The 2,891-nt window shown below is 58.6% G+C and carries 4 protein-coding genes and 1 pseudogene; 1 reads left to right on the forward strand and 4 read right to left on the reverse strand.

The features are described 5' to 3' along the window. Nucleotides 1-265, forward strand: a pseudogene (locus tag ABL922_RS14390) (hypothetical protein); the annotation flags it as partial. Between the two features lie 33 nt (nt 266-298). On the opposite strand, the gene ABL922_RS14395 reads toward ABL922_RS14390, so the two are convergent. The 4 genes from ABL922_RS14395 to ABL922_RS14410 form a co-directional block, all read right to left on the reverse strand. Continuing rightward, entirely contained in the window at nt 299-1,282 is a 984-nt protein-coding gene (locus ABL922_RS14395) for a lytic transglycosylase domain-containing protein (RefSeq protein WP_349024900.1), read from the reverse strand. 478 nt (nt 1,283-1,760) lie between these two features. Continuing rightward, on the reverse strand, nt 1,761-2,231 hold the full coding sequence (locus ABL922_RS14400) for an SRPBCC family protein (RefSeq protein WP_349024901.1): 471 nt from the start codon (nt 2,229-2,231) through the stop codon (nt 1,761-1,763). Next, a complete protein-coding gene (locus ABL922_RS14405) occupies nt 2,218-2,556 on the reverse strand; it encodes a metalloregulator ArsR/SmtB family transcription factor (protein WP_349024902.1) in 339 nt (112 codons plus the stop codon). The genes ABL922_RS14400 and ABL922_RS14405 overlap by 14 nt, the downstream gene beginning before the upstream one ends. Nucleotides 2,557-2,639: 83 nt before the next feature. Beyond that, on the reverse strand, nt 2,640-2,891 hold a 252-nt coding region (locus ABL922_RS14410; RefSeq protein WP_349024903.1), incomplete at its 5' end, for a hypothetical protein.

Consider the following 2,891-nt stretch of genomic DNA (forward strand, 5'->3'; position numbering starts at 1 on the left):
CTTTGCAGCGCTTGGGATCGACCCCATTCGGGCGAACATTGCCGTCGCTTGGCTGCACGATGTCAGCCTCTATGACGCGATGGAGATCCGGCACACCAGTGACTATTTTCGCGAGTATCTCGAGGAAATCACGTCTGTCCGCCAAGGCTGCATCAAGCTGGTCGTGAAGCCCGCCATTTTGCGTGAAGCAGCCAAGCGCACCATCGACACGATCGTCAGGCATCAAGAGCGCGTGATCGAGATCGAGACCTCGCTACTAGGTTAACAGGCCAGGTATTTCAAAGACACCGCACCGTCGTCAAAAGGGCTGCGCCTGGCTGAGCCCGTCATAGCGGACGAGGTTCACACTCCGAAATCCCGAACTCGCGACAGCCGCCGCAGCAATGACTCCGCGGTCCACGTTGGCAATCTCCACATTACGCGGCGACAGCCTTGTCCAGTTGGTCATGATCGTGCGGACATAGTTGAGCGTCTCGACTATCATCGGCAACCGACCCTCGCGCAGCGAGCGGCGATGCGGTCCGGCATTATATGCGGCGAGCGCCAGATCAACGCGGCCAAAGCGGTCGAGATGCTCGCGCAAATAACGCGCCCCTGCCCGCATGTTGGCCAAGGAGTTGAAAGGATCGGCAAGCCCAAGCTGGCTCGCCGTCCCAGGCATGATCTGCATCAGACCCATCGCTCCCTTGTGGCTGATCGCCCAATATTTGTAGCCGGATTCCTGCGCGATCACGGCATCGAGCAACGATGTCGGAACACCGTATTCGCACGCGACAGCAGCAACCATGTCGAAGTGGTAGGCCCTTCGAGCCTCAACCTTTGGATCGAGCCACCAGGCCGGCGAATAGCGTCTTCCGTCACACCGGTCATAGCTCCCGCCCGACAGATTGCTGCTGAACAAGGCGGTCGATTGAATCTGGTGGGACATGAAAGGCCGCGTGGGTTGCATCCATGCGGGAATGTGAATGCGCGCGGTCGGCAGCTGAACTATTGGATCGGGATCACCAGCATTGCCGATGGGCAGGGGACTCCCAGCCAATTCGGCAGCCATCAGATCGAGTATCGCTTGCGGTCGGGCTTGTTGGCTGCGCCCCGAACTTTCGATCTCCAAAGCGGCCGCCTTAAACTCATCCAATATCGCTGAATCTGCAGATTGAGCGGCGGCCTTCGGTGGGGGCGCGGTGGTAAAATCGAGCAATGTCGCTTCGCGCGCCTCTAGGCCGAATGAACTCAGTGCTATGCCCAACAAAAGGGCGGTTTTGAAAATGCTTTGTTTCAGCACAACAACTCTCCAGCGAGTTGCGTGCATGGTGGTTCGAACGCACCAACAAAGGACCAAAAGATGGGTCTTGAGTCAACTGGCAATACTCGCATTGGTTCCAGCCAAACTGACTCTAGCGATCGGTTTGGGCCTAATCAGCGTAACACCGCAGGGTCCGGAATGTCGTGCAGTCCGGAACGGCGAGTTTTTTTGGGCAGAAAAAGGCGAAAACCGCCGTAGAACAGGGTGCGCAGACGATCGGTACGGGCGAGGGTTCAGGCGTGACGCAGCACTTTGAGCTTGCGCTGAATATCGCGGTCGTCCTTGGTCATTGGATCCACCCTCCTGGCTGCCAATCAGCAGCATGAAAGATGTCCCGCGAGTCGGTACAGTCCTACATTCTGACAACTCGAGGCGCGTGCCAGTACTGTCGGACTTCAGGTTGATGGTCAGGCGCGTTCGACTGTGAAACTGCCGTGCACGATCAGGCTGCCCAAGATCAAAGTCTTCCGGCCAAAGCTTCGAGCTGGTTGAGGCAGATGCCCCAACCATCATGAAAGCCCATGTCCAGATGCTTCTGGCGGTCTGCGTCTGATTTGTGGCGCACCAGCGCTCGATACCGTGTTCCGCCTTCGCCAGCTTGCATAGTGACATCGACGGTCATGAAGGCCTCGGCATTTGGTCGGAACTCGGGCCCAACTGCATCAGTCCAGACCAGGCGCCGCTCGGGCTCAGCCACGAGAACACAGCCCGGCGCCCCGCTCATTTCGGCGCCCTCCGGCGACGCCATCACGATGGAGAATTCGCCGCCAGCGCGAGGTTCGATCGACACGCGTGCTACGGTCCAGGGATTGGGAGCGAACCATTGCTGGAGCAGTTCGGGCTCTGTCAAAGCCCGCCAGAGTTGGGCGGGGCTGGCATTGACCGTTCGTTCGAACACCAGGTCTAGTTTGGGATCAGGCTTCATCATTTTTTCCTTCATCATACAGATTGTTGAGAAATACATCGAGGCGGTCGAGACGCCCCTCCCAGAGCGACCGCTGCTGGCCCAGCCAGTCTTCGGCGGCTTTCGTCGTTTCGGGTTTAAGGCGGCAGGTGCGGATACGACCGGCCTTGTCAGATTCGATCCAGCCACCCGTCTCGAGCACCTTCAGGTGCTTGAGAAAACTCGGCAGTGCCATGTCATGAGGTGCGGCCAGCTCGGAGACGCGCGCCGGGCCAGTGGCCAGACGAGCAATCACAGCGCGGCGGGTTGGGTCTGCTAGTCCGTGGAAGATCGAATCAAGGTTAGCCATATGGCTATCTATACATCATCCGGCTGGCACGTCAAGTTACTTAGCCGTATGGCTATCTAATTGACATAGTGCCCTCGACCCTCTCAGCCTTTGCCAGTTTGGCCATTCCTCGAGTTCACTCCGGATTGGCCATCGCCGTCCATATGGCTGGGATCAACGAGCTTGAGTTTGCCGACGGCGAGCGGGCTAGTGCAGTCCACTGGCTGTGCGAAGCTGCGCCAGGGGACGGCAACATACGGATCGGCGCAGGCACACTGCCGCCTTGCAGTGCGACCTAACGCTCGGGTGCGAACCGGTCGAACTTCGTCCACCTTGTGCACACATCTTCCGCCTCC

Source organism: Sphingorhabdus sp. (assembly GCF_040079335.1).
In the GTDB taxonomy this organism is placed as follows: Bacteria; Pseudomonadota; Alphaproteobacteria; order Sphingomonadales; family Sphingomonadaceae; genus Sphingorhabdus_B.